Source organism: Bradyrhizobium sp. USDA 3262, from assembly GCF_054060035.1.
The window spans coordinates 5524661-5550370 of sequence record NZ_JBSSCT010000001.1; the positions used below are offsets into that span (position 1 = coordinate 5524661).

Genomic DNA, 25710 nt, shown 5'->3' on the forward strand with positions numbered 1-25710 from the left:
CCAGCAAACTCACAACTTTATCGACCCAGCGCAAAACTGTCGCAGGACAACCATGGTATTGACCTAATCCCGCTCTTGGCAGATGGGCTGTGACCGGCTAATTCGACGGTCCCCCGGAGGATGGAACCGATTTCGCTTCGTACGCCGCTGGCGCTTCTCCTGATCTCGCTCGCCGTGATTGCATCCGTGTGGTGGTGGCTCGCCACGCCGATTACGCTCGTGCGCGCGCCGATCGATCCCGCTGCAAAGCTGCAATGCGTATCCTATACGCCGTTCCGCGGCGCGCAGACGCCGCTGGATCCCACCACGCAGATTCCAGTCGAGCAGATCGAGCAGGATCTGACCGATCTCGCGAAGGTCACCGACTGCGTGCGCACCTATTCGATCGAGAACGGCCTCGACCAGGTCCCCGGCGTTGCGGCCAAGGTCGGGCTGAAGGTGATGCAGGGCATCTGGCTAAGCAGCAACCGTTTCAAGAATTTGCAGCAGATCGCGATCGCGGTCCGGCTCGCCAAGGAGTATCCCGGCGTCGTCACTTCGCTGATCGTCGGCAACGAGGTGCTGCTGCGCGGCGAGATGACCGCCAACGATCTTGCCGGCAACATCCGCGCGGTGAAGGCGGCGGCGGGCAATCTTCCCGTCACCTATGCCGACGTCTGGGAATACTGGGTGAAGAACCGCGAGATTTATGACGCGGTCGATTTCGTCACCATTCACATCCTGCCGTATTGGGAGGACATCCCGGTCAAGGCGAAGTACGCCGCGGCGCATGTCGACGATATCCGCAAGCGGATGGCGGTGACATTCCCCGGCAAGGAGATCCTGATCGGCGAGACAGGCTGGCCGAGCCAGGGGCGGATGCGGGAGGGCGCACTGCCGTCGCGCACCAACCAGGCGCGGGTGGTGTCCGAGATCCTCGACCTCGCCAAGCGCGAGGGCTTTCGCGTCAACCTGATCGAGGCCTATGACCAGCCCTGGAAGCGCAAGCTCGAGGGCACCGTCGGCGGCAATTGGGGCCTGTTCGATTCGGTCAAGCGGCAGGTGAAATATCCGCCCGGCGTTGCTATCACGAACTATCCGGACTGGAAGCTGCAGATGGCGGGCGGCATGGCGCTGTCCGTCGCCACCTTCCTCGCGGCCTGGCTGACGCTGCGCCGCCGGCCCTGGACGCCGCGGCCGTCGGCCTGGATCGCGGTCGCCATTTCGGCGACGACGGCGGGGGCGCTGCTCGGGATTGCCGGCGACAAGATGTATTACGAGAGCTACGGCGTCGGCGGCTGGCTGCATTGGGGCGTGCTGCTCGCGGCGGGCATTGCCGCGCCACTGCTGACGGCGCATGCGCTGATCGCCGGGCGGTCGCTGCCGACCTTCCTGGAGTTGATCGGGCCGCGCGACTATCGCGGCAAGGGCGTGATCGGCGCGGTGCTGGCGATTGTGCTGATCATCACCACGGTGATTGCTGCCGAAACCGCGCTCGGCTTCACCTTCGATCCGCGCTACCGCGATTTCCCGTATGCCTCGCTGACCATGGCGGTGGTGCCATTCGCGCTGCTGACCATGCTCAATCGCCCGAAGGAAGGTATCCGGCCGCTCGCGGAATCCGTATTCGCCGGCCTGTTGGCGATCGCCGCCCTCTACACGATCTACAATGAGGGTACGATCAACTGGCAGTCGGACTGGACCTGCGTGATGTACCTTTTGCTTGCCGCTACGCTGTGGCGGGCGCGGGCCGCGCAAAACCCAGGATGAACAGCCCGATCGCAAGCCCCGACAGCACGACGTTGTAGAGCACGATCCCGAGCCCCGCAGCGATCAAGCCGACGGTGAGCAGCACGATCGACGGCCGCGTCAGGTTGAGCACCGCGATTACCAGCGCGGTGATCCCGAACACCGAGTTCTTGAACAGTACGGTCGACAGCGCGCGAGCCTTGCAGAGCATGGTCTGCGTGCCGGCGTCGCAGGCCAGCGCAACGGGAGAGAACTCGATCGCCAGATAGCGCACATAGAGCGCGTAGCCGACGGTGACGAAGCCCACGACCATCAGGAACTGGACCTGATACGGGGAGAGGCGGAACGGAGGTTTTGTCATCGCGGCACTATGGTCGGGATCGGGTTGCGGGACAAGCTAGGTCGGAGCATCGAAATCGGTTGAAAATCCGGCCGCAATCCCTTGGCTGGCATGATTATTGGCTGTTCCGCCGGAACATCGAGGAGATCGTGGTCGGCTCCGGCTTCTTGTCCTCGGCGACCGGCTGCTGCTGCGGCGGCGGCGGTGCGACGGCGCGCTTCGGCACGGCCCGCCGATGCGATGGCGCCGGCTTGGCTCCGGCGGGCGGCTCGTTGAGGGCGAGCCGCTGTCCGTCATAGATCGCCGTCTCGCAGGTCCGCTGCACCAGGTTGAGGCCCGCGCAGATCCTGGCGGCGGTGCCGGCATCGTTCAGCGGTCCGGCCACCAGGCGCAGCTGCATGCCGAGCCCGTTGCTGTTCTCCTTGATCACGATGATCGGCCGCAGCGCCGCCAGCGGCGCGTTGGCCTTCGATTTCAACAGGCCGCGCCACAGCGCGCGCAGTCCATTGACCGAATTGGCCGTGCCGAGATCGACGCCGAACTCGGTGCGGTGGATCTGTGCCTGTGGCGCATCGTCCTCGGAGTCCGGATCCGCCGTGATCACCAGCGGAGGGATCGGTGCGGCGGTGACATCGTTGGCGGTCGGCGGCTTGACCGCTTCGGTTGCCTTGTTCGCTGCAGGATCGAGCGATGCCAGGACCGGCTTGTCGGCAGGCGGCTTGTCCGCGATCGGCGCCGGCGCAGCGGGTCCATCCTCGGCGCTGGCCGCCGCGGCGCTCATCGGACTGGCGATCGATGCGGCGGAGGCGGAATTCGGCGGCGAATTGTCGGAGGCTGGCGGCTTCTCCGCGGCGGCCTGCGGCTTGGCGGCCGCGAGCGCCGGTTTCTTGTCGGCCGTCACGGGCTTTTCGGCCGCCGCAACCGGCTTCTCGAGCGGCCCAGTCGCCTTGCTGTCGCCGGCTGCAGGCAGCTTGTCGATCGCCGCCGGCTTGTCCAATGCGACCGGCGGCGTCGTTGCGACAGCGGCAACGGTTGGCGCGGAGGCTGCGGGGGACGAACTGGCGGTTGCGGGCGAGGCACCGGGCGCCGCCGCCAAGGGCGATGGTGCCGCCGCTGGTGCCGGCGGCTGTTTGGCGATCGCGCCGGTCACGGAATCGAGACCCTGCTCCAGCGTGGTGACGCGCGAATACAGCCGGTCGCGGTCGCCGTTGAGCGTATCGATCGCGGAGGCCAGCCGGCGCGTCTCGTTGTGGCTCTCCTTCGCCAGCGTCTGCAACTGCTGGGCCTGTCGTGCAATGTCCGCGGCGGCGACCTGGTCGCGCCGCAGCGTCAACGCCGATTGGTTGGCCATCACCGCGACGGTGACGGCGCCGACCGCGGCAACGCCCCACGAGCCGAGCCGCCACAGCATGCGGCGATCCAGAGCTTCCTCCTCGGCCAAAAAGCCGGTGGTGCTCTCGGTGTCGAATTCCGCCGCCAGATTGTCGCGATCTTTGGCCAAAGCCCGCTTTGCCCTCCTCAAGGCCCGCCGAATCACGAGGCAAAGATTAACAGGAAATGGACCGGGAACTTGAATCCGGAGCGCCACGGAGGCGAATCGGTTTCTTCTGCCGGGGAAAACAATTAAAGACGGCCTCGAAGAAAGCTTTGCGCAGCGAACTGCGCGCAACATCGAGGATTGCGAATGACTGCGCGAACGAGCCTGACAGTGGTGCTTGCGGCCGGTGAGGGCACGCGGATGCGCTCGTCGCTGCCGAAGGTGCTGCACCCGGTGGCCGGGCAGCCGCTGCTGGCGCATGTGCTCGACGCCGCGGCCTCCGGCGAGGGATCGCAGCTGGCGGTCGTGATCGGCCCGGACCACGAGGCGGTCGCCGCCGAGGCGCGGCGGGTGCGGCCCGACGCGCAGACCTTCGTGCAGCGCGAACGGCTCGGCACCGCGCATGCGGTGCTGGCGGCGCGCGAGGCGATCGCCCGCGGCGCCGACGACCTCTTGATCGCATTCGGCGATACGCCGCTGATCTCGGCCGAGACCTTTGCCCGTATGCGCGCGCCGCTGCGCGGCGGCGCGGCCCTTGCGGTGCTCGGCTTCCGTGCCGCCGACCCGACCGGCTACGGCCGGCTGGTGGTCGAGAACGGCAAGCTGGTTGCGATCCGCGAGCAGGCCGATGCCAGTGCCGAAGAGCGCAAGATCACGCTGTGCAATGCCGGCGTGATGGCGTTCGACGGCAAGAAGGCGCTCGCGATCATCGAGAAGATCGGAAACGCCAACGCCAAGGGCGAATATTATCTGACCGATGCCGTCGGCATCGTCAGGGAACTCGGACTGGAGGCCGTCGTGATTGAGACCAGCGAAGACGAAGTGCGCGGCATCAACACCAAGGCGCAGCTCGCCGAGGCCGAGGCCGTGATGCAGGCGCGGCTGCGCAAGCAGGCGCTCGAGGCCGGCGTGACCCTGATCGCGCCGGAGACCGTCTATCTCGCCGCTGACACCAAATTCGGCAAGGACGTCACGATCGAGCCATTCGTGGTGATCGGTCCCGGCGTGTCAATCGACGACGGCGCCGTGATCCATTCCTTCTCGCACATCACCCAGTCCACGCTCGGCAAGAAGGTGGAGCTCGGACCCTACGCGCGGCTGCGGCCCGGCACTTCGCTCGGCGATGGCGTGAAGATCGGCAATTTCGTCGAGACCAAGGGTTCGAGGCTGGAGGCCGGTGTCAAGGTCAACCATCTCTCTTATGTCGGCGACGCCCATGTCGGCGCCAATTCCAACCTCGGTGCCGGCACCATCACCTGCAACTATGACGGCTTTCTCAAGCACAAGACGCTGATCGGCGAGGGCGCCTTCATCGGCACCAATACGTCGCTGGTCGCGCCGGTCACGATCGGCAAGGGCGCCTATATCGGCTCGGGCTCGGTGATCACCAAGGATGTTCCCGACGATGCGATGGCGCTCGAGCGCAGCGAGCAGTCCATCCGCGAAGGCGGCGCCGCGCGCTACCGCACGGCGAAGCTGAAGGAGAAGGCCGCGAAGGGGAAGTGATCTTCTCGCGACGTGATTCCGAGTCTCCACGAAGTTGTCGTCCCTGCGAAAGCAGGGACCCATACTCCGCGGCCGGCGTTGTGAACGGGACTCGTCGTTCCAGCATCGTGAAACAATAACCATCGGCGGTTATGGGTCCCTGCTTTCGCAGGGACGACACCGAACAGGTGGCACGGTCAGTGAGACATACATCTGCGTCCCCCGCGCCGCGGTTCATGCCGCATTCTTCGCCTGGCGCGGCTCGTCGGTCTTCTGCTCGACCGGTCCGAGCAGGATGCGCCGCTGCATCTCGTCAAAGGCGAGGTTTGCGTTCTTCTCGCGGGTGACCAGCGACAGCAGGATCGCGACCGCAAAGGATAGCGGCATGCTGATGATCGCGGGATTGCGCAGCGACACGAACCACCATTGATGCTCGACCGCGGCGAGCGGCTTGCCGAGAATGTCGACCTGGATGGTCGGGGACAGATAGATCAGCACCAGCGAGCTCAGCGTGCCGACGAGGATGCTCGCCACGGCAGCAGGCGTCGTGAAGCGGCGCCAGGTGATGGCGAGCACGAGCGAAGGGAAGTTGGCGGCGCAGGCGATCGAGAACGCAAGTCCCGCCATGAAGGCGACATTCTGGCCTTCGAACGCGATGCCCAGGCCGATGGCGAGGATGGAAATCAGAACAGTCGCGACCCGCGCGACCTTGAGCTGCTCGGCCTCCTGAGCGGTGCCGTTCCGGATCACATTGGTCCAGACGTCGTGGCAGAGCGTGGCGACGCCCGACAGCGTCAGCCCCGCGACGACCGCGAGCATGGTCGCGAACGCGACCGCACAGATGAAGCCGAAGAACGCATTGCCGCCGACGGTGAGTGCGAGCAGGGGCGCTGCCATGTTGCCGCCGCCTCCGGCCTTGGCCACCGCCTCGGGGCCGACCAGCACCATGGCGCCAAAGCCGATGATGAAGACCATGAGATGAAAGACGCCGATCAGGCCGGTGGCATAGAGGATCGACAGCCGTGCCGCTTTGGAATCCTTCACCGTATAGGCCCGCATCAGCACATGCGGCATCGCGGCGGTTCCGAACATCAGGCCGAGCCCGAGCGAGATGGCATCCCATTGACCCGAGACCACCTTCGATCCCGGCTGCAGCACCTTGGTGCCGTATTTCTCGGACGCCGCGGCGAACAGCTTCAGCGGGTTCATGTCGAAATGGGTCAACACGAGGAACGCGAGCAGGATGCCGCCGCCCATCAGCAGCACGGCCTTGACCACCTGCACCCAGGTCGTCGCCAGCATGCCGCCGAACAGCACATAGACCAGCATCACGCTGCCGACGACGATGACCGACCAGGTGTAGGGCAGGCCGAACAGCAGCTTGATCAGCGATCCTGTCGCGACCATCTGGGCGATCAGGTAGAACAGGATCACGGCCAGTGTACCGATGGCGCCGGCGAGGCGCACCGGGCGCTGGCGCAGGCGATAGGCCACGACGTCGGCGAAGGTGAAACGGCCGACATTGCGCAATGGTTCGACGATCAGGAACAGAATGATCGGCCAGCCGACCAGCCACCCGATCGAATAGATCATGCCGTCGAAGCCGTTCGAGGTGACGATGCCGGCAATTCCGAGCAGAGCCGCGGCGCTGAGGAAGTCTCCCGCGAGTGCCCAGCCGTTCTGCCACGGCGTGACCTGGCCGCCGGCGGCGAAGAAGTGCTCGGTGGTGCGCGTGCGCCGCGCAGCCCAATAGGTGATCGCCAGCGTCAACGCCATGAAGGCGAAGAAGAACCCGATCGAAAGCGTGCTGCTGCCCATTTGCCTGTCCCCCTAGCGAAGCTCGCGAACGCCTGCGTCGAACACCCGGTTCGCCCACAGCACGTAGACCAGGCAGAGCACGAAGGAAGAGATGATGACGAGCGGGCCTAGCACGATACAAAGCGACAGGCCGGGCATCAGGATGGTGCCGAGCAGCGGCTTGTCGAACGCGAAAAGCCCCATGAAGCCGAAATAGATCGCGATCATCGCGACGCTCAGAACGAGCGCGACGATCAGCCGCTTCTTGGCCAGTTGCTCGGCCGCTTTCTTGGCCGGTTTCTTGGCCAATGCGCCGCCGCTCGGCGTCGGATCGGCATTGCCGGGAATAACCACGTTCATATCGGCCCCCTCAAAACTTCAGCGCGCTCTGCTTGCGCCAATCGGACGAGCTTCAGCCGGGGTCTGACGGAAGGGAATTATGGATTTTTGCAATCTGCTGTGCGCGGCTGCGGCACGACGTCGGCCAGCGTGACCTGCATGTCAGGATCCTGCTTCAGGGTATTTTTCAGGAAGGCGCGGACGGCGCGGATGCGCGGGGCGAATTGCAGGTCGCCATGGACGTTGAGCCAGACCTCGCGAACGGTGCCGGCGAGAGTGGGCAGCACGGGTATCAGGTCGGGCCGGTCCCTTGTGGCAAAGCTCGGAAGCATCACGATGCCGAGGCCGCCCGCCGCGGCGTTCATCTGCGCGATCATGCTATTGGAGTGGAAGGCGATTTTCGGCTCTTCGATGACGTCGGCGAGCCAGCGCACCGAATCGACCTGGATCAGGTCCTCGATATAGGACACGAACCAATGATCCTGCAGGTCGCGCAGGCTTGCGGGCATCCCGTGGTTGTCGAGATAGTCCTGGTTCGCGAATAGCCCGAGCCGAAACTTGCCGATGCGCTCCGAGATCAGGCCGGGACCAGGTGGCCGGAAGAAGGACACGAACAGATCGGCCTCGCGCTTATGGACGTAGACCGTCTGGGCGGACGTGACGAGTTCGACGGTGAGCTGTGGCGTGGTGCGACGCAGCTTGGCAAAGCGTTGCGCCAGATAGAGCGAGGCGATCCCCTCCATGGTGGCGAGCCGCACGGTCCCGATGAGCTCCTGGGTGTCGCTGGCGCTGGCCTCCTCGCGAATGGCGATCACCGCGCTCTCGACCCGCTCGGCATGACGCAACAGCCGCTCGCCGACCTCGTTGAGCTTGAGCCCGGTGCGGTGACGTTCGAACACCGCCACCCCGAGGGAAGCTTCCATCTGGGCGATGCGCCGGCTGACGGTGGAATGGTCGAGCCGCAGCCGCTTTGCTGTTTGGCTCAAATTCCCGGCGCGGGCGGCGCAGAGAAACACCCGCAGATCGTCCCAGTTGATCGTATCGAACATCACCTGCCTCCCGGTTGCGGCCGTTGAAATTGCGGCCCTTGTCAGCAAAGCAATTCCCGTTCCAGCGCGTGGCGGTTCCGATCCTTCGCAACCGACCTTGCGACAATTCCCATGCACGCCGGCAAGGCAGGGATGATACCGCTTCGCTCCCCTAGTCCTAGCCGGGATTTTCGACATGCTTCCTCGTTTCAAGGCTGCTGCCGTCCACGCCGCGCCCGTCTTCCTCGACAGCTGGGCGACCACCGAAAAGGCGATCGCCATCATTCGCGAGGCGGCCAGAGCCGGCGCCGAGCTGATCGCGTTTCCCGAGACCTATATTCCCGCCTTTCCGGTCTGGGCCGCGCTGTGGCCTCCGATCGACAACCACGATCTGTTCGTGCGCATGGCGGAGCAATCCGTGCTGGCGGACGGACCGGAAGTGGCGCGGCTGTGCGCCGAGGCGCGCGCCCTCGGCGTCACGGTCTCGATCGGCATCAGCGAGCGCTCGGCCGTCAGCGTCGGGGGGCTGTGGAACTCGAACCTGCTGATCGGGGAGACCGGTGAAATTCTCATCCATCACCGTAAGCTGGTTCCGACCTTCTATGAGAAGCTGGTGTGGTCGTCAGGGGATGGTGCGGGCCTTAAGGTCGCGGAGACGCGGCAGGGCCGGATCGGCGGGTTGATTTGCGGCGAGAATACCAATCCATTGGCCCGCTTCGCGCTGATGGCGCAGGGCGAGCAGGTGCACATTTCGAGCTGGCCGCCGATGTGGCCCACCCGGCGCCCGGCAGGCGGCGGCAATTTCGACAACGTGGCCGCCAACCGCATCCGGGCCAGCGCCCACTGCTTCGAAGCCAAGGTATTCGGGATCGTCACCGCCGGCTACATGGACCAGGCGATGCGCGCCTTCCTCATCGAACGCGATCGAACGATCGCCGACGTGATCGACCAGACGCCACGTGCGGCGAGCTTCTTCGTCGATCCGACGGGCAGCGTCTTCGGCGATGGATTGCAGGACGAGGAGGGGATCGCCTACGCGGAGATCGATCTCAATCGCTGCGTCGAGCCGAAACAGTTTCATGACGTGGTCGGTTACTACAACCGCTTCGATATCTTTGGCGTGACGGTCGACCGCAGCCGGTTGACCCCGGCGCGATTCCGCGATGCAGATCAGCCGATAGCGCAAGTGCAAGACGCGGCAATTCTGTCGGTCGATGCCGACGCGGGTATGAACGGGCAGGGGCGCGACTGCCGGAGCTGACGAAGAGCTGGTGCGGCCTCATACAATCCTTCGTCTGCTTGCGGGACCCGATGCGAACATCGCAGTCCGGCATTCTCGATAGCCCGTAAACCTGCACCGTTGCCAACGCGGGAATGTATGGCTACGCTTTACCCTGGGTAGGCTGCCAAACGCTTCTTCGATCGGCCGGACGCTCATGCCAAAATTCCTTCGCATCGGAGTCCATCAGTCGAACGTTTCCGGATACACGTCGAAGGCATGGTGCATTCGACGGGCCGGCTCGACGGTTTTCCTGAAGTGGGGCGCCGTGCAGGTTGATGGCGCTGGCGACGGGCGAAAGGTCTACTGGACGTTTCCACCGCAGGAGAAAACCATTCGCTGCCGCACGGTGCAGCGCGCCCAGGACTACACCAAGGCCGCCATCGCGCGGCGACGCAGCCATCGCTATGAGCCGCTGGCTGGGAATATCGCGAACCGGCGCCGAACCGCCGATCGGGACTCACAGCTCAAGCAGGCGCTCGCCACGATCCTCTATGTCGATATAGTCCGATCCACCGAAAAGGCCGCGCGGCTCGGCGACACGCGCTGGGCGACGGTGATGAATCACTACTACGTCGCTGTGCGCAGGGAGCTGAAGGCCTTGCGGGGGAAGGAAGTCGTGACGACGGGGGACGGGGTGCTGGCGACGTTCCGCGCGCCGGCAGCCGGGATCCGTTGTGCGACCGCAATCCGCGAGTCCGTGCGCACGTTGGGGCTGGAGATCAGGGTTGGACTGCACGCTGGCGAATACCAGGTGAGTGGGGCGGAGGTGATCGGTCTTGCGTTTCACATCGGCGCGCGCGTCGCAGCGAAAGCGCGGGCCGGCGAAGTGCTGGTCTCGAGCGCCGTCAAGGACCTGATGTCAAAGTCCGAAATCCGCTTCAAGGACCGCGGCGCGCACCAGCTCAAAGGCGTGCCGGAGCGATGGCGGCTCTACCGGGTTGAGCATTAGGGCGTCCGGCAAGGATCGACGTCGGCGTTGCATCGCGCTTTCCCGGATCGTGCTCTAGCCCTTGCGGGTCGAGATGTTCTCTCGAATCCGTTCCAGCCAGCCGATGATGGCGCCGAGCGCCTGATCGCCCTTGCCGAGAAGTCCCGCCAGCTCGCGCTCGGCACTGCCTCGCCGCGTGGAATCGGGCTCGGGCAGTGGCGGAAGAATGTGGGCGTAGTAGGTCTTGTCGAGTAGCCGGTGCAGCAGGCGTTCGCCCGGGAACGGCTCGTTGTTGTTCAAGGCACGGGCGCCCTTCAGGATGGTCCGGATATCATATTGCGTGGGGCTGATGTCCGGCACCTGCTTGGCGAGCTTGAGCAGCGTGTACACCGCGACCCGCGCGGTGCGGACAGAGCTGTCCATCGTGAAGATGATGTCGTTCGATGTTTCCACGAACTGGCCCATCAGGCCCAGATTGGTGCAGCCCGCGGGGACGGGATGCGGCCGGTCGCCCGCCGCGCGGGGCATGAACATCGCGGTGATGTAGGGCATCAAGGCGAGGCGGGCCTTGGTGTTCGCCACTACCGCATCCAGCTTGTCCTCGATGCCGAGGTGGTAGCAGAGCTCCTCCAGGATCTCGCGGCCGGTGCAGGCCGGCATCGGCTTCTTGACGTAGTTGCCCTCCTTGTCCATCAGCAATGCGTAGACCCAGACCACCAGGACGTCCTTCGGCTGGGTCGGAAAGTGCGGCTGCCGGTTGCAGGTGAAGCTGAGCACCCAATTGGAGTCGGTGAAGGTGATGATCCCGCCGGTGACCGTCTTGCCGGAATAGGGATCGTTGACTGAAAGCTCCTTCAGCCGGTCGACGAAGGGCGACGGCTTGCAGGTGAGCGTGACCGACTCCCACATTGACTTGTCGACATTGCCGTAGAACTTCTCGGGCTTGCCGAAGATCGGCGATTTCTTCGCCAGGTTCGTCCACAGCGTCCAGTCGCTGGCTTGACCCGGATCATGCTTGCCGCGCTGAAGAACCGGAGCGTGGTCCATGTCGCCATAGGCGGTGCCCTCGGTCATCGATCCCGTGAGCGCGAAGACCAGATCTTTCGGACCGACCGGAATGGTGATGTCGGCGCCGCCCACCTTGGCGTGGATCGCGGTGACCGTGCGGGCATCGCCGTCGACCTTGATGTCGAGATCGTGGGCGCGGGTATCGAACTGCACCTTGACGCCGCGCTCACGCAGATGCGTCACCAGCGGACGGACGAAGCTGTCGAACTGGTTGTATTTCGGAAATACCAGCGCCGACATGTCGCTCAGCCCGTCGATCGCATCGAGGAAGCGATGCATGTAGAGCTTCATCTCGAGCAGGCTCTGCCAGTTCTCGAAGGCGAACATCGAGCGCCAGAGGAACCAGAAGTTGGTATCGAGGAAGCCCGGGCTGAAGTACTGCTCGATGGTGATGTCGTCGAGATCCTCCTTGCGCTTCAGCAGCAGGCGGATCAATTCCCATTGCTGCGGCTTCGACAGGCCGAGCGTCGAGAAGTCGCGGATCTGGCCGCGCTTGTGCATCAGCCGCGCCTTGGAGAAGTTCGGATCGTTGTCGTTGACGAGCCGGTATTCGTCGAGAACGCTGTAACCCTCGGGCAATTCCAGCGCCTGGACGTCCTGGAACATGTCCCAGAGATTGTCGTAGTTCCAGTTCATCTCGCGACCGCCGCGAATGATGTAGCCGTTCTCGGGATCACCGGCGCCGTCGAGCGAGCCGCCCTCGATGTGCATGGTGTCGAGAATGGTGATGTCGTCGCCCTTCATGCCGCCGTCGCGGATCATGTAGAAGGCCGCGGCCAGTCCCGCGATGCCGCTGCCGATGATCCAGGCCTTGCGGGCTTCGACCGGCTGATTCGACACGGGACGGTTGCGCATGTACGCGCCCATCATGTCCGGCGGCGGCAGCGTGTTGTGGCTCCCGTTGTGCCAGTAGCGCCTGGACGCGTCGGTTTCGACCTCGAAGGTGGGCGTGCCGGAAGCTGCGACTTCAGTCATTGGCGACCTTTCTGCGTGATTGGCTTTCGCGATCTCCGTGGGGCCGATGTTGGCAGTTCGCCATGTCATTTTCTGGCCCGGGCCCGGTTGCGGCGAAGATGTCGCGGCGCGACCGGCGACGCTTCGTTAAGGGAGGGTGTCGCGGAGCCGGCAAATTTTCAGTGATTTGGGGAGGTCGACCGGATCGCCGCGCGCCGGTCCGGGATCGCAGGTGCGTCTCTACCGCGCGCCGAGGATGCGCTGCCATAGCGTGCAGCCGAGCACCTTCTGGGAGCGCCGACTACCTCCGGCGTCGGCTGGCCTCGCCGAAAGGCGTTAATGACGTATTGATGCGGTTAACGGCGTTTGCCGCCGGCGGTTTCATCGCTTTTAGGAGGCGACGAGGCAAAACACGTCATGCGCAAACATGCTGCGACCGCTTTGATTGGAGTCTTTTGCAGCCTTGTGACGTACTTCAGCGCCGCGCGACTCTGCCAATGGGCCGAGACCGGACAGTTGGCGGTGCTGTCCCGGAAGACACACGACCAACCTGAGTTCGTTTCCTGGGGCGACGATCGGCTCAGCTTCGTGCTGCTGTTCGCGCTCTATCTGTTTTTCCTCAAGAACGGACTGCACGGCATGCTGGTTACCTGCCGCGACGTCTGGCTGCGTGGCCGGGGATGGGAACCGTGAGCGCGCGGCTGATCGCTGGATTGATCAAGGTGCTGCTCGGAGGTCTTCTCACGGCCGGTCCGCCGCTCGCGCACGTCGCGCGCGGCGACGAAACTTCGAGCATCAATGCACGACGCGAGGCGCTTCGCGAATGGAGCAGTCTTGCCAATGGACGCACGGACTTTGAAATTTCCGATCCGGCCCTGGTGCCAAGGGTGCTTGCGCTTGCGGCCGAGCAATCCGGCTGCAAATACAGGGACGATATCGAAAAGCTGCCGGTTCGCTTCATGAAAGTGGCCGGGCACCGTCTCGCGCTGATGTTCTGTCGCTTTTCCGTGACCGGATCGCATCGCGCGTTCGATCTCTCCGACGTCAGCAGACCAAAGCCAATGGAGTTTCCGTACGTCGCGCTGAACGGCTTCGGTACGACGGACACTCCGGGTTTCATCACATGGAGGGAGGAGGCCGGCTTGTTTCAGGCCGAAACCGGATCGGACCTGTGTCCCAGCCGACACCTGCGGCATGTCTATCGGCTGGACGTGACCAATCGCGAAAGCTTTGTCGTGGTTCGCGTCGAGGTCAGCGCGCCTGCGTGCGGCGCGGGTCAAGAATGGACCACGATTTGGGAGGCGAAACCGTGGCCAGCGCCGGCGGATCCCCGCTGACGCACTCTTGCCAAAATGGTTAGCCCCGATTAACCAGCCTTTCGCATCAACCTTGCCGTTTAAGGCTGTCGCAATCGGCAATAATTATTGAGTATCTTGCGGCTGGCGATTCCCGTTAAGGGACCGTGTCGCCGCTTTGGCAAATTTTCGGCGATTTTTGGGGATATTGAACCGCATGTGCGGCATCGTCGGCATTCTTGGACGCGCTCCGGTCGCGGAGCAGTTGGTGGATTCGCTCAAGCGGCTGGAATATCGCGGCTATGATTCCGCCGGTGTTGCCACGCTGGAGAATGGCGGCCTGGCGCGGCGTCGCGCCGAGGGCAAGCTGAAGAACCTCGAAGCCCGGCTCGAGGCCAAGCCGCTCGGCGGCCACACCGGCATCGGCCACACCCGCTGGGCCACCCACGGCCGGCCGACCGAGAACAACGCGCATCCGCACGCCACCGAGCGCGTCGCCGTGGTGCATAACGGCATCATCGAGAATTTCCGCGAGCTGCGCGAGGAGCTCGAGGCCAAGGGCGCGGCGTTCTCGACCGAGACCGACACCGAGGTCGTGGTGCATCTGGTCGACAATCTGCTGAAGGGCGGCGTCAAGCCGATCGAGGCGGTGAGGGCGGTGCTGTCGCAGCTGCGCGGCGCGTTCGCGCTCGGCTTCATCTTCGCCGGCGAGGACGACCTGATGATCGGCGCCCGCAACGGTCCGCCGCTCGCGGTCGGCCATGGCGAGGGCGAGATGTATCTCGGCTCCGACGCGATCGCGCTCGGGCCATTCACCGACACGATCAGCTACCTCGAGGACGGCGACTGGGTGGTGTTGAACCGCAAGGGCGCCACGATCTTCGACAAGGACAACGCCATCGTCCACCGCGAGGCGATCAAGCACACCACGGCGACGGCGCTGGTCGACAAGGCGAACTACCGCCACTTCATGGCGAAGGAGATCCACGAGCAGCCCGAAGTGGTCGGGCACACGCTGGCGCGCTATGTCGACATGGCGACCGAGCGCGTCACCATGCCGGTGAAACTGCCGTTCGACTTCAAGGATATCCAGCGCATCTCGATCACGGCCTGCGGCACCGCGAGCTATGCCGGCTTCGTCGCGAAATACTGGCTGGAGCGGCTGGCGCGGCTGCCGGTCGAGCTCGATGTCGCCTCCGAATTCCGCTACCGCGAGGCGCCGCTGCGCAAGGGCGATCTTGCGGTCTTCATCTCGCAATCGGGCGAGACCGCCGACACGCTGGCTGCGCTGCGCTACGCCAAGGCGCAGGGTGCGCACACGCTCTCGGTCGTCAACGTGCCGACCTCGACGATCGCGCGCGAGAGCGAGACCGTGCTGCAGACGCTCGCCGGCCCCGAGATCGGCGTCGCCTCGACCAAGGCGTTCACCTGCCAGCTGATGGTGCTTGCCTCGCTCGCGGTCGCCGCCGGCAAGGCGCGCGGTGAGCTGTCCGATGCCGACGAGGCCAAGCTGGTGCATGGCCTGGTCGAGATCCCGCGCCTGATGTCGGAAGCGCTCACCACCGAAGTGCAGATCGAGAAGCTGGCGCGCGAGATCTCGAAGTCGCGCGACGTGCTCTATCTCGGCCGCGGCACCAGCTATCCGCTGGCGCTGGAAGGCGCGCTGAAGCTGAAGGAAATCTCCTACATCCACGCCGAGGGCTATGCCGCCGGCGAGCTCAAGCACGGGCCGATCGCGCTGATCGACGAGCACATGCCCGTCGTGGTGATCGCGCCGTACGACAAGGTGTTCGAGAAGACCGTCTCCAACATGCAGGAGGTCGCCGCCCGCGGCGGCAAGATCATCCTGATGACCGACGCCAAGGGCGCGGCGGAAGCGACGATCCAGTCGCTGGTGACGATCGTGATGCCGGACATGGGGGCGACCTTCGCGCCGATCGTCTACGCCGTTCCGGTGCAGCTGCTCGCCTATCATACCGCTGTCGTGATGGGCACCGACGTCGATCAGCCCCGGAATCTGGCCAAATCGGTCACGGTCGAATAGTCGCAAGCCGCGGCTTCACGCGGCCCTTCAAAAAGCTGCTAGAATGGCTTAGCTGGGTGATGGACTACGGCCGCTCCGACGCCGCTTCGACGACCTTGGAACCGCAATGACCTCCAACCAAGTGCCTCCCGCCTCGACCGGTGAATTGCCCCCGGATGCCCCGCGCGGGCTGATGGCGCGGTTTCGCAACTATTTCCTCACCGGCCTCGTGGTGGCCGGTCCGGTTGCGATCACCCTGTATCTGACCTGGTGGTTCGTGAACTGGGTCGACAATCTGGTCCGCCCGTTCGTGCCCACGGCCTACCGGCCGGAAACCTATTTGCCGTTCGGACTGCCGGGTTCCGGCCTGATCGTCGCGGTCATCGCGCTGACGCTGCTCGGCTTCCTCACCGCCAACCTGATCGGGCGAACCCTGGTCGATCTCGGCGAACGGCTGCTTGGCCGCATCCCTGCGGTGCGCGCGATCTATCGCGGCCTGAAGCAGGTGTTCGAAACGCTGTTCTCCGGCAACGGCTCGAGCTTCCGCCGCGTCGGCCTCGTCGAGTTTCCCTCGCCCGGCATGTGGTCGATCGTGCTGATCTCACAGGCGCCGAGCACCGAGCTCGCCGCCAGCTTCCCCGGAGAGGAGGAGCATATCTCGGTGTTCCTGCCGTGCGCGCCGAACCCGACCACCGGCTTCTTCTTCTATGTGCCGAAGAGCAAGATCATCGAGCTCGAGATGAGCACCGAGGATGCCGCGACGCTGATCATGTCGGCCGGCGTGGTGCAGCCCGGCGCCAACGACCAGAAGCGCACCGCGGCGCTCGCCGGCATGGCCAACGCCGCGCGGATCGCCAACCAGGCCTCGACCAACCACGCCTCGCTGCAGCCGGCCACACAGCCCGCGCCGGCGAAGGTGGAAGGATAGGTGGGAGTCATTCCGGGGCGCATCGAAGATGCGAACCCGGAATCTCGAGATTCCGGGTCTGCGCTTCGCGCATCCCGGAATGACCGTGCAATTCACCCAGCCCCGATCAGCGGCACGGCCTCGTCGCGTTCATAGAGGTAGAGCAGGACGCGCAGCGCTTCGCCGCGTTCGCCCTTCAGCTTCGGATTGTCCTTCATGATCCGCAGCGCCTCGTCTCGGGCCTGGGTGATCAGCTGGCTGTGCACTTCGGAGCGCGCGATGCGGTAGCCGGGCAGGCCGCTCTGGCGGATGCCGAGCACGTCGCCTTCGCCGCGCAGCTTCAAATCCTCCTCGGCGATCCGGAATCCATCCGTGGTTTCGCGGATCACTTTCAACCGCGCCTTCGACATCTCGCCGAGCGGCTCCTTGTAGAGCAGAAGGCAGGTCGAGGCCTCCGAGCCGCGGCCGATGCGCCCGCGCAATTGATGCAGCTGCGCAAGCCCGAAACGTTCGGCGTTCTCGATCACCATGATGGTCGCCGCGGGCACGTCGACGCCGACCTCGACCACCGTGGTTGCCACCAGGAGGCCGATCTCATGCGCGGCGAATTGCGCCATCACGCGATCCTTCTCGGTGCCCTTCATCTGGCCGTGCACGAGGCCGACACGATCGCCGAACCGCTTCTGCAGGCTCTCGAAACGTTCTGTCGCGTTGGTGAGATGCTCGGTGCCCTCGGCCTCGGATTCATCGATCAGCGGGCAGATCCAGTAGACCAGCTTGCCGGCGGCGAGCGCGCGGCCGACGCCGTCCATGACGTCCTCGATCCGGCTCATCGGCACGGCGCGGGTGTCGATCGGCTGGCGGCCGGCGGGCTTTTCGCGCAGCTCCGAGACGTCCATGTCGCCGAAGTAAGTCAGTACCAGCGTGCGCGGAATCGGCGTGGCGCTCAGCACCAGCACGTCGACGGCCTCGCCCTTGGAGGTCAGCGCGAGGCGTTCGCGCACGCCGAAGCGATGCTGCTCGTCGACCACGGCGAGCGCCAGCGCCTTGTAGATCACATCGTCCTGGATCAGCGCGTGGGTGCCGACCAAAAGATCGATCTCGCCGGCTTCAAGCTGCGCCAACAATTCGCGGCGCTCCTTACCCTTCTCGCGACCGGTGAGGATGGCGACGCGCAGGCCGGCGCTCTCGGCGAGCGGCGCGATGGTCTTGATGTGCTGGCGCGCCAGGATTTCGGTCGGCGCCATCAGCGCGGCCTGCTTGCCGGCTTCCGCGACGGCAGCGGCTGCCAGCAGCGCCACCACGGTCTTGCCGGAACCGACATCGCCCTGCACGAGGCGCAACATTCGCACCGGTTGCTGCAGGTCCGCGATGATCGCCGCGACCGCCTCTTGCTGCGACCTGGTCAGCGCATAGGGCAGGGCATCGATGATCTTCCTGCGCAGATGACCATCGCCGGCGTTGCGCACGCCGGCTGGGCGGCGCAGCGTGGCGCGGATCAGGGCGAGCGCGAGCTGGCCGGCGAGCAGTTCGTCGAATGCGAGCCGCGACCAGAACGGGCCGTCGGGCAGGATGTCGGTCAGCTCGACCGGCACATGCACGCGGGTCAGCGCCTCCCTGATCGGCGGGAAGTTGCAGCGGCGCAGCACCTCGGGGCTGATCCATTCCGGCAGATCCGGCAGCCTGGTCAGCGCCTGCGCGATGGCGCGGCGGAGCGAGCCGATCGCGAGCCCCTCGGTCAGCGGATAGACCGGATCGATGCCGGACAGTTTTGCAAATCCCGCTTCATCGACGACGCGATCGGGATGCACGATCTGCGGGATGCCGTCATACATCGCCAGCGTGCCGGAGACGTAGCGCTTCTCGCCGACCGGCAGCAGTTTCTCGACATAGCCGGGCTGGGCGCGGAAGAAGGTCAGCACGACGTCGCCGGTGTCGTCGCTGGCATAGACGAGGTAGGGCGCGCGCGAATTCCGCGGCGGCGGCGGGCGATGGCGGTCGACGGTGACCTCGAGCGTCACCATGGTTCCGACCGCGGCGTCGCGGATCTTCGGCCGGGCGCGGCGGTCGATCACGCTCGCCGGCAGATGCAGCAGCAGGTCGACCAGCCGCGGCGTCTCGCTGCGGTCGAGCAGATAGCGCAGCAGCTTGTCCTGCTTCGGGCCGACCCCTTGCAGGGTCGTGACCTGGGCAAACAGCGGATTGAGCAGGGCTGGGCGCATCGACGAATCCAAGACCGTTTCACACCGTCATGCCCGGCCTTGTGCCGGGCATCCACGTCTTTTTTTGGAGCTGATGTCGGCCGGGTCCCGTCTACAAGGCTTCGACGGGCGCGCAAGCCCGGCGACGGCATGCGCCCAGGGAAACCCCAAAACGCGGCGAATGAGGGCTGACATCGGCCTTCGCCATGGCTATATCAAGCCCGCCCGGCACGTCCGGGCTTTTGGCGTTGGATGGATTTTGGGACATGACGGGATCGACACGATCGAGCAGCGGGCTCGATGACCGCCGCAAGCGGCTTTTGTTTCGCTGCTGGCACCGCGGCACCCGGGAGATGGACCTGATCCTCGGCCGCTTCGCCGACGCGACCATTGGCGAACTGTCCGACCACGAGCTCGGCGAGCTCGAGCATCTGATCGAGGTGCCGGATCCCGACCTCTATTCGGCGCTGACCGGCGACAAGGTGCTGCCGGCCGAATATGCCACCGCGCTGTTTGCCCGCATCAAGGCGTTTCGGGTCGCGGATCCCAGCGCATGAAACAGCCGATGAAATCACCGGCCGCGATGCTCGCGCCCGGCCGGGTGCTGACCATCGCCAACGTCGCCGAGGGCGCCGAGGGGCTCGTCATCTCGGATCTGGCGCGCGCCATCGCGGCGCAGCCGAAGCGTCCGGCGGTGAGCCTTGCCGTGGTGTGCCGCGACGGCGCGCGGATGCAGCAGCTCGCCCGCGCGCTGGAGTTCTTTGCACCCGACATCGCCGTGATGCAGGTTCCGGCCTGGGACTGCCAGCCCTATGACCGCGTCTCGCCGCATTCAGGCATTTTGGCGCAACGCCTGACCGCTTTGGCCAAGTTGTCGCGGCTGGTCGGCAGCGACAAACCGCTGATCGTGCTCACGACAGTGAACGCCGCCGTGCAGCGGGTACCGGCGCGCGACCAGGTCGCAGCGCAAGCGCTGTCGGTTGCGCCCGGCAATGTGGTGCCGATGGATTCGGTCGTGGCCTGGCTCGAGCACAATGGCTACACCCGTTCGTCAACGGTGCGCGAGCCCGGCGAATATGCCGTGCGCGGCGGCATCCTCGATCTGTTTCCGGCCGGCCTCGACCAGCCGGTGCGCTTCGACTTCTTCGGTGACTCCCTTGAGTCGATCCGCACCTTCGATGCCGAGACCCAGCGCACGCTGCTCGATATGCGCGGGCTCGACCTCGTGCCGGTCTCCGAATTCCAGCTCACCACTGAGACCATACGGCGTTTCCGCATGGGCTATGTCGCCGCGTTCGGCGCGCCGGAGCGCGACGATCAGCTTTATGAAGCCGTGTCCGAGGGACGGCGCCATCCCGGCATGGAGCATTGGCTGCCGCTGTTCCAGGAGCGGATGGACACGCTGTTCGATTATCTCGACGGCGCGACGGTCGCGATCGAGCCGCAGGGCGAGGACGCCGCGCGCGAGCGGTTCTCGCAGATCGTTGACTACTATGACGCGCGGCGCGAGGCGCTGGAGCATCCGGGCAGCGGCGCGATCTACAAGCCGCTGCCGCCGGACCAGCTCTATCTGACCGAGGCCGAATGGACCAAGCTGCTCGGCGATGCGCCGCTGGCGCGGCTGACGCCGTTCGCGGTGCCCGAAGGCACGCCCGACGTGTTCGACGCCGGCGCGCGGCAGGGCCGCAATTTCGCCCCCGAGCGCGCCGACACCAACGTCAACGTGTTCGAGGCCGTGGTCGGTCATGTCGGCGCGCTGCAGTCGCAGCGCAAGAAGGTGGTGATCGCGCTGTGGAGCGAGGGCTCGCGCGACCGCATGGGCGCGATGCTGCGCGACCACAAGCTCCTGAACACGACCAGCGTCAACACCTGGCGGATCGTGCAGGCGACGCCGCGCAACGAGACCATGCTGGCCGTGCTCGGCATGGAATCCGGCTTCGAGACCGACGAGTTCGCCGTCATCAGCGAGCAGGACATTCTCGGCGACCGCCTGGTGCGGCCGCGCAAGGCGAGCCGCAAGCTCGACAATTTCATCTCGGAGGTGACGAGCCTTGCGACCGGCGATCTCGTGGTCCATGTCGAGCACGGCATCGGCCGCTTCGTCGGGCTGCAGACGCTCGAAGTCTCCGGCGCGCCGCACGACTGTCTCGAGCTGCATTATGCCGCCGAGACAAAACTGTTCCTGCCGGTCGAGAACATCGAGCTGTTGTCGCGCTACGGCTCCGATAGCGCCAATGTCGAACTCGACCGTCTCGGTGGCGGCGGCTGGCAGGCCCGCAAGGCCAAGCTCAAGAACCGCATCCGCGAGATCGCGGGCGAGTTGATCAAGATCGCCGCCGAGCGGCAGCTGCACGAGGCGCCGAAATTCCCGCTGCAGCCGCACGTCTATGACGAATTCTGCGCGCGCTTCCCCTATGAGGAGACCGAGGATCAGCTCGGGGCCATCACCTCGACCTTGAAGGACCTCGAGATCGGCCGCCCGATGGACCGCCTGATCTGCGGCGACGTCGGCTTCGGCAAGACCGAGGTGGCGCTGCGCGCCGCGTTCGCCGTGGCGCTGGAGGGCAAGCAGGTCGCGGTCGTGGTGCCCACCACGCTCTTGGCGCGCCAGCACTCACGGACCTTCACCGAGCGCTTCCGCGGCTTCCCGGTGAATATCGCGCAGGCCTCGCGGCTGGTCTCGACCAAGGAGCTGAACCAGGTCAAGAAGGGGCTCACCGACGGCAATGTCGACATCGTCGTCGGCACCCATGCGCTGCTTGGCAAGGCCATCAAGTTCAGGGATCTCGGCCTGCTGATCGTCGACGAGGAGCAGCATTTCGGCGTCAGCCACAAGGAGCGGCTGAAGCAGCTGCGCGCGCCCAGGTCCACGTGCTGACGCTGTCGGCGACCCCGATCCCGCGCACGCTGCAACTGGCGTTGACCGGCGTTCGCGAGCTCTCGATCATTGCCTCGCCGCCGGTCGATCGCCTTGCGGTGCGCACCTTCGTCGCGCCGCACGATCCCCTGATGATCCGCGAGGCGCTGCTGCGCGAGCGCTACCGTGGCGGACAGGCGTTCTACGTCGTGCCGCGGATCGAGGACCTCGCCGGCGTCAAGGACTTCCTCGACAAGAACGTGCCGGAGATGAAGGTCGCGGTCGCCCACGGCCAGATGCCGCCGACCGTTATCGAGGACATCATGTCCGCGTTCTACGACGGCAAGTACGACATCCTGCTCTCGACCACGATCGTCGAGTCCGGCCTCGACATCCCGAACGCCAACACGCTGATCGTGCACCGCGCCGACATGTTCGGCCTCGCCCAGCTCTACCAGCTGCGCGGCCGCGTCGGCCGCTCCAAGCTGCGCGCCTATGCACTGTTCACGCTGCCGGCGCAGCAGAAGATCACGGCGCAGGCGGAGCGCCGGCTCAAGGTGCTGCAATCGCTGGAGACGCTGGGGGCCGGCTTCCAGCTCGCCTCGCACGACCTCGACATCCGCGGCGCCGGCAATCTGCTCGGCGAAGAGCAGTCCGGCCACATCAAGGAAGTCGGCTTCGAGCTGTACCAGTCGATGCTGGAGGAGGCGATCGTCAACCTCAAGGCCGGCGTCGCCGAGCCGGCTGCCGACCGCTGGTCGCCGCAGATCACGATCGGCATGCCGGTCCTGATCCCCGAGGACTATGTCAACGACCTCAGCGTCCGGCTGTCGCTGTATCGTCGGCTCGCCGATCTCGACACCGACGAGGACATCGACGCCTTTGCTGCCGAAATGCGCGACCGCTTCGGCGTGCTGCCGGACGAGGTGCGCTATCTGTTCAAGGTCGCGGCGATCAAGGCCTATTGCCGAAGGGCCAATGTCGGGAAGGTCGACGCCGGCCCGAAGGGCGCCGTGATCGCATTTCGCGACAACAGCTTTGCCCATCCGGAGCGTCTCGTGAGCTTCATCCGCCAGCACGGCCAGGCCGCCAAGGTGCGGCCCGATATGAAGGTGGTGTTCTTCCAGGAATGGGATACGCCCGAAGAGCGCCTCGCCGGCACCACCGAGATCCTGCGCCAGCTTGCGAACCTCGCGGAGAGCAAGAAGGCGGCTTGACACGCGGTTCGACGCAAACCCCTGCTCAGGATCGGATCAAATATGGCGCAACGTGGTCGTCGAGCAGTTTCAGGAACTGCTCGGCGAGAACGCTGAGTTCGCCGATCGTCGGCTTGAGGACCCCGACCTCGTAGTGGATCGCCGGCGCGAAGGGGCGGACGACGAGCGTGCTCGCACCGCTGGTTCGCCTGAGCGTTTCGGACGCGCTGAGCGCGTCGACGAGGCAGACGCCCGCGCCATCGATGACGAGGTTGAGCGCGACGGCGAAGAATTCACACTCGATCGCCGGATGAAACGGCGTACCGCTGGCTTCGAAGGCGCGCGATACCGCGGCATAGGTCGATCGGCTCTGCGAGGTGATGATCAGATCATGTCGCTCGAGAAGATCGGGAGTGACGACTTTCCGGTCAGCCAGTGCATGCGTTGCAGGCATCACGCAGTCGAGCGACATCCGGTAGCGCCGCAACACGACATTGGTGCGGTCGAACGGCGGCTCGGCGACTCCGAAGTCGAATGCACGCGCCGAGACCAGGCTCCGGACATTCTCGGAGCTTCGGGTCAGGAGCCTGATCGTCGTTGACGGCCGCTCGCGCTGGAAGCGGCTGACGACGCCCGGAAGCCAGACTATCCCAGGTCCCGGACTCGCGATCGTCAGAACGCCGCGCTTGCCTGCGGAGATCCCGGCAGCGGCATCCTCCAGTTCGGCAAACCCGGCGAGCGCTCGGATCGCTTCATTGTGCAGCAGATGCGCCTCCGGCGTAGGCACGATATGGCGGCTCTCCCGGCGAAACAGCGCAAACCCGACATCCGCTTCCAGCCGTTTCAAGGCCGTACTCACAGCCGGCTGCGATATGCCGAGTGCGCGCGCGGCCTCAGTTGCCGATCGATGCTGCATAACAGCATGGAAAATCTCAACAAGGCGACGATCCATAACGAATATCTATATATCGTTTCGATGCTGCTCGTGGTATGAGCATGGAGGGAAACGCCAATAATACAAGGAATTTTCGCACATCACGCCGACGAAATTCCAGATAATGTTACCGCAATCTGAGCGTGACAAGCATTGGCATTATATTTGCTTATGTTTCGGGATGAACTCGTCTGGAGGGTCTGCGGGGATGAACGTTAGCCACGCATCATGTGCCGCGTCGGTCCTGGCCGCCGAGGCGGTCGTCAAACGCTTCGGCGCCCACACCGTTCTGAACGGCGTCGACCTTGCGCTGGGCACCGGGCAGTCGACCTGCATCATCGGTCCAAGCGGCTCGGGCAAGACGACCCTTCTGCGATGCATGGCGCTGCTGGAAGCTCCTTCCGACGGGCGCGTCGTGATGGAGGGGGCGACGGTCTCGCAGGCCCGGCCATCGTCGGATGTGCGGCTCGCTGCCCGCAAGGTGCGGCCGGAAATCGGAATGGTGTTCCAGCAGTTCAATCTGTGGCCGCACATGACGGTGCTGGGAAATATCATCGAGGCCCCGATGCGCGTGCGCGGGGTCAGCCGGGATGAGGCGGTCGTCACGGCCGAACGGCTGCTTCAGAAGGTCGGCATGGAGGCGAAGCGCGATGCCTATCCGGCCAGGCTGTCCGGAGGCCAGCAGCAACGCGTGGCGATCGCCCGGGCGCTTGCCATGCAGCCGAAGATACTCCTGTTCGACGAGCCGACGTCGGCTCTCGACCCCGAACTTCGCCGCGAGGTGCTGCAGGTCATGCGCACGCTCGCGCTCGAAGGCATGACGATGCTCGTGGTGACGCACGAGATGGGCTTCGCCCGGCGCGTGGCGAGCCATGTCGTGTTCATGGACGAGGGGATGATCGTTGAGCACGGCGCGCCGGCCGCCTTTTTCGAACGGCCGACAACCGAGCGCGCCAAGCGCTTTCTCAATCAGTTTGACGAGTGATCACCGCACGACAGGAGATTGAAGCTCATGCCAAATCTGCGCCGACTTGCCTTCGTTTGCGCGCTCTTTCTCTCGATGACGCCGGCGGCTGCCCAGCAGACGCAATCGCGCCTCTACGAGATCACCAAGAGCGGGGTACTCAGGGTCTGCATCTGGCCCATGTACTATTCGATTTCGTTCCGCAATCCGGATAGCGGACAGCTCGAGGGGATCGACATCGACCTCTCCAAGGAGCTCGCAAAGGACATGGGCGTGAAGCTGGACTATGTGGAGACCAGCTTTGGCAGTTTCATCGCCGACCTGCAGGCCAACAAATGCGATCTCGGCATGTTCGGCGTCGGGGCGACGATGAAGCGTGCGCAGGCCGTCGCGTTCTCGGACCCGTATCTGACGAGCGGCGTCTATGCCGTCGTGCGCAAGGGCGGCCCGATCACATCCTGGGCGGATATCGACAAGCCGGGCGTCAACGCCGGCGTCTCGCTCGGCAGCTATGTCGAGAACTTCATGCGGTCCTACTTCAAGAACGCCAAGACCGTCGCGGTTGCACCTCCGGCCACGACCCCGGCTGAGCTGATGGCGCAACGCGTCGACGTCGTCATGACCGATTATCCGGCCTCGATCAAAATGAATGCCCAGTTCGACTGGACCACAACGGTGGCGCCGCCGGAAAACCTGTCCGTGACGCCGTACGCGTACGTCATGAACCAGGGTGACCAGATCTGGCTGAACTACGTGAACCTGTTCGTTCGCACCATCAAGCTCGACGGCCGGCTCAAGGCCGCCGCCGAGAAGAACAAGCTCGGACCGATCGTCGCGCCCTGAGACA

19 protein-coding genes and 1 pseudogene are annotated in these 25710 nt (G+C 65.0%); 12 read left to right on the forward strand and 8 right to left on the reverse strand.

The window, feature by feature from the left end:
• The first annotated feature begins 120 nt into the window (after window positions 1-120).
• Window positions 121-1749: a glycoside hydrolase family 17 protein gene (locus ACVWYP_RS25870; RefSeq protein WP_304495351.1), complete on the forward strand. Its 1629-nt coding sequence runs from the start codon at window positions 121-123 to the stop codon at window positions 1747-1749.
• On the opposite strand, the gene ACVWYP_RS25875 is transcribed toward ACVWYP_RS25870, so the two are convergent.
• The gene (locus tag ACVWYP_RS25875) at window positions 1709-2089 is read right to left on the reverse strand and encodes a hypothetical protein (RefSeq protein WP_018271584.1); all 381 of its coding nucleotides are present in this window, start codon (window positions 2087-2089) and stop codon (window positions 1709-1711) included. The genes ACVWYP_RS25870 and ACVWYP_RS25875 overlap by 41 nt on opposite strands.
• Before the next feature lie 94 nt (window positions 2090-2183).
• Window positions 2184-3569 (reverse strand): hypothetical protein, encoded by a 1386-nt coding sequence (locus tag ACVWYP_RS25880; protein WP_304495352.1) that lies wholly within the window; start codon window positions 3567-3569, stop codon window positions 2184-2186.
• A 183-nt stretch (window positions 3570-3752) separates the two neighbouring features.
• On the opposite strand from ACVWYP_RS25880, the gene glmU reads away from it, so the two are divergent.
• Window positions 3753-5111 carry a bifunctional UDP-N-acetylglucosamine diphosphorylase/glucosamine-1-phosphate N-acetyltransferase GlmU gene (gene glmU / locus ACVWYP_RS25885; RefSeq protein WP_304495353.1) on the forward strand — a complete coding sequence of 453 codons (1359 nt, stop codon included), beginning with the start codon at window positions 3753-3755 and terminating at the stop codon, window positions 5109-5111.
• Between the two features lie 213 nt (window positions 5112-5324).
• Here glmU and ACVWYP_RS25890 read toward each other — a convergent pair whose 3' ends face one another.
• The 3 genes from ACVWYP_RS25890 to ACVWYP_RS25900 form a co-directional block, all read right to left on the reverse strand.
• Window positions 5325-6908: a solute symporter family protein gene (locus tag ACVWYP_RS25890; protein ID WP_304495354.1), complete on the reverse strand. Its 1584-nt coding sequence runs from the start codon at window positions 6906-6908 to the stop codon at window positions 5325-5327.
• Between the two features lie 12 nt (window positions 6909-6920).
• Window positions 6921-7247 carry a DUF485 domain-containing protein gene (locus tag ACVWYP_RS25895; protein WP_304495355.1) on the reverse strand — a complete coding sequence of 109 codons (327 nt, stop codon included), beginning with the start codon at window positions 7245-7247 and terminating at the stop codon, window positions 6921-6923.
• A 77-nt stretch (window positions 7248-7324) separates the two neighbouring features.
• A complete protein-coding gene (locus ACVWYP_RS25900; RefSeq protein ID WP_304495356.1) occupies window positions 7325-8275 on the reverse strand; it encodes a LysR family transcriptional regulator in 951 nt (316 codons plus the stop codon).
• Window positions 8276-8450: 175 nt separating this feature from the next.
• Between ACVWYP_RS25900 and ACVWYP_RS25905 the strand changes: the two genes are divergently transcribed.
• Together ACVWYP_RS25905 and ACVWYP_RS25910 are read left to right on the forward strand one after the other, a co-directional pair.
• A complete protein-coding gene (locus ACVWYP_RS25905) occupies window positions 8451-9515 on the forward strand; it encodes a carbon-nitrogen hydrolase family protein (protein WP_304495357.1) in 1065 nt (354 codons plus the stop codon).
• Window positions 9516-9690: 175 nt separating this feature from the next.
• A complete protein-coding gene (locus ACVWYP_RS25910) occupies window positions 9691-10485 on the forward strand; it encodes an adenylate/guanylate cyclase domain-containing protein (RefSeq protein ID WP_038376465.1) in 795 nt (264 codons plus the stop codon).
• A 54-nt stretch (window positions 10486-10539) separates the two neighbouring features.
• On the opposite strand, the gene ACVWYP_RS25915 is transcribed toward ACVWYP_RS25910, so the two are convergent.
• Entirely contained in the window at window positions 10540-12507 is a 1968-nt protein-coding gene (locus ACVWYP_RS25915) for an oleate hydratase (protein ID WP_304495358.1), read from the reverse strand.
• Between the two features lie 396 nt (window positions 12508-12903).
• Between ACVWYP_RS25915 and ACVWYP_RS25920 the strand changes: the two genes are divergently transcribed.
• The 4 genes from ACVWYP_RS25920 (at window position 12904) to ACVWYP_RS25935 (ending at window position 16732) form a co-directional block, all read left to right on the forward strand.
• Complete coding sequence (locus ACVWYP_RS25920; protein WP_304495359.1) at window positions 12904-13179, forward strand: hypothetical protein; 276 nt, start codon at window positions 12904-12906, stop codon at window positions 13177-13179.
• A complete protein-coding gene (locus tag ACVWYP_RS25925) occupies window positions 13176-13823 on the forward strand; it encodes a hypothetical protein (protein WP_304495360.1) in 648 nt (215 codons plus the stop codon). The genes ACVWYP_RS25920 and ACVWYP_RS25925 overlap by 4 nt, the downstream gene beginning before the upstream one ends.
• A gap of 175 nt (window positions 13824-13998) precedes the next feature.
• Window positions 13999-15825, forward strand: a complete 1827-nt coding sequence (glmS, locus tag ACVWYP_RS25930) for a glutamine--fructose-6-phosphate transaminase (isomerizing) (RefSeq protein WP_028340707.1) — start codon at window positions 13999-14001, stop codon at window positions 15823-15825.
• Between the two features lie 106 nt (window positions 15826-15931).
• The gene (locus tag ACVWYP_RS25935; RefSeq protein ID WP_304495361.1) at window positions 15932-16732 is read left to right on the forward strand and encodes a DUF502 domain-containing protein; all 801 of its coding nucleotides are present in this window, start codon (window positions 15932-15934) and stop codon (window positions 16730-16732) included.
• 92 nt (window positions 16733-16824) lie between these two features.
• Here ACVWYP_RS25935 and recG read toward each other — a convergent pair whose 3' ends face one another.
• Window positions 16825-18933, reverse strand: a complete 2109-nt coding sequence (gene recG / locus ACVWYP_RS25940) for an ATP-dependent DNA helicase RecG (RefSeq protein WP_304495362.1) — start codon at window positions 18931-18933, stop codon at window positions 16825-16827.
• Window positions 18934-19178: 245 nt separating this feature from the next.
• Between recG and ACVWYP_RS25945 the strand changes: the two genes are divergently transcribed.
• On the forward strand, window positions 19179-19469 hold the full coding sequence (locus ACVWYP_RS25945) for an FAD assembly factor SdhE (protein WP_304495363.1): 291 nt from the start codon (window positions 19179-19181) through the stop codon (window positions 19467-19469).
• Window positions 19466-22986 (forward strand): annotated as a pseudogene (gene mfd / locus ACVWYP_RS25950) (transcription-repair coupling factor). Before ACVWYP_RS25945 ends, mfd begins: the two are co-directional and overlap by 4 nt.
• Window positions 22987-23011: 25 nt before the next feature.
• Here the strand turns inward: mfd and ACVWYP_RS25955 are convergent.
• Entirely contained in the window at window positions 23012-23917 is a 906-nt protein-coding gene (locus ACVWYP_RS25955) for a LysR family transcriptional regulator (protein ID WP_041482655.1), read from the reverse strand.
• Window positions 23918-24107: 190 nt separating this feature from the next.
• Between ACVWYP_RS25955 and ACVWYP_RS25960 the strand changes: the two genes are divergently transcribed.
• Together ACVWYP_RS25960 and ACVWYP_RS25965 are read left to right on the forward strand one after the other, a co-directional pair.
• Window positions 24108-24884 carry an amino acid ABC transporter ATP-binding protein gene (locus ACVWYP_RS25960; protein ID WP_304495365.1) on the forward strand — a complete coding sequence of 259 codons (777 nt, stop codon included), beginning with the start codon at window positions 24108-24110 and terminating at the stop codon, window positions 24882-24884.
• Window positions 24885-24911: 27 nt separating this feature from the next.
• Entirely contained in the window at window positions 24912-25706 is a 795-nt protein-coding gene (locus ACVWYP_RS25965) for an ABC transporter substrate-binding protein (RefSeq protein WP_304495366.1), read from the forward strand.
• Window positions 25707-25710: the final 4 nt, after the last annotated feature.

Coding starts and splice junctions, on each gene's coding strand:
- ACVWYP_RS25870 (WP_304495351.1), top strand. CDS start 121: ATGGAACCGATTTCGCTTCGTACGCCGCTGGCGCTTCTCCTGATCTCG.
- ACVWYP_RS25875 (WP_018271584.1), bottom strand. CDS start 2,089: ATGACAAAACCTCCGTTCCGCCTCTCCCCGTATCAGGTCCAGTTCCTG.
- glmU (WP_304495353.1), top strand. CDS start 3,753: ATGACTGCGCGAACGAGCCTGACAGTGGTGCTTGCGGCCGGTGAGGGC.
- ACVWYP_RS25890 (WP_304495354.1), bottom strand. CDS start 6,908: ATGGGCAGCAGCACGCTTTCGATCGGGTTCTTCTTCGCCTTCATGGCG.
- ACVWYP_RS25895 (WP_304495355.1), bottom strand. CDS start 7,247: ATGAACGTGGTTATTCCCGGCAATGCCGATCCGACGCCGAGCGGCGGC.
- ACVWYP_RS25900 (WP_304495356.1), bottom strand. CDS start 8,275: ATGTTCGATACGATCAACTGGGACGATCTGCGGGTGTTTCTCTGCGCC.
- ACVWYP_RS25905 (WP_304495357.1), top strand. CDS start 8,451: ATGCTTCCTCGTTTCAAGGCTGCTGCCGTCCACGCCGCGCCCGTCTTC.
- ACVWYP_RS25910 (WP_038376465.1), top strand. CDS start 9,691: ATGCCAAAATTCCTTCGCATCGGAGTCCATCAGTCGAACGTTTCCGGA.
- ACVWYP_RS25915 (WP_304495358.1), bottom strand. CDS start 12,507: ATGACTGAAGTCGCAGCTTCCGGCACGCCCACCTTCGAGGTCGAAACC.
- ACVWYP_RS25920 (WP_304495359.1), top strand. CDS start 12,904: ATGCGCAAACATGCTGCGACCGCTTTGATTGGAGTCTTTTGCAGCCTT.
- glmS (WP_028340707.1), top strand. CDS start 13,999: ATGTGCGGCATCGTCGGCATTCTTGGACGCGCTCCGGTCGCGGAGCAG.
- ACVWYP_RS25935 (WP_304495361.1), top strand. CDS start 15,932: ATGACCTCCAACCAAGTGCCTCCCGCCTCGACCGGTGAATTGCCCCCG.
- recG (WP_304495362.1), bottom strand. CDS start 18,933: ATGCGCCCAGCCCTGCTCAATCCGCTGTTTGCCCAGGTCACGACCCTG.
- ACVWYP_RS25945 (WP_304495363.1), top strand. CDS start 19,179: ATGACGGGATCGACACGATCGAGCAGCGGGCTCGATGACCGCCGCAAG.
- ACVWYP_RS25955 (WP_041482655.1), bottom strand. CDS start 23,917: ATGGATCGTCGCCTTGTTGAGATTTTCCATGCTGTTATGCAGCATCGA.
- ACVWYP_RS25960 (WP_304495365.1), top strand. CDS start 24,108: ATGAACGTTAGCCACGCATCATGTGCCGCGTCGGTCCTGGCCGCCGAG.
- ACVWYP_RS25965 (WP_304495366.1), top strand. CDS start 24,912: ATGCCAAATCTGCGCCGACTTGCCTTCGTTTGCGCGCTCTTTCTCTCG.